1 protein-coding gene is annotated in these 389 nt (G+C 44.0%); it reads left to right on the forward strand.

Annotation, left to right across the window (positions count from 1 at the left end; translation table 11 throughout):
• A partial coding sequence (gene ribA / locus EEB19_RS26670) for a GTP cyclohydrolase II RibA (RefSeq protein ID WP_187590322.1) occupies nt 1-389 on the forward strand: 389 nt, incomplete at both ends.

A 389-nucleotide genomic window follows, 5' to 3' on the forward strand; every position in this document is an offset into this window, starting at 1 on the left:
GTATTCACTCTGAATGTCTTACTGGAGATGCCTTTGCATCACTTAAATGCGATTGCGGTCCACAATTACAGGCGACCCAGCAGTTAATCAATGAAGCAGGTCAAGGTGTGATCTTGTATTTGCGTCAGGAAGGACGCGGGATTGGCCTGACTAACAAGATCCGTGCCTATGCCCTGCAGGATCAGGGTCATGATACTGTCGATGCCAATTTAATGCTAAATCTTCCCGCAGATGCGCGTCATTATGATATGTGTCCAATTATGCTTAATCATCTTGGAGTTAAACAGGTACGTCTGATCACCAATAATCCATTAAAGATTAAAGCGCTGCAGGATCAGGGTATAAACGTGGTAGACCGTATTCCATTAACTGTGGGCTTAAATCCATTT

Source organism: Gordonia sp. OPL2 (genome assembly GCF_003797825.1).
GTDB lineage: Bacteria > Actinomycetota > Actinomycetes > Mycobacteriales > Mycobacteriaceae > Gordonia.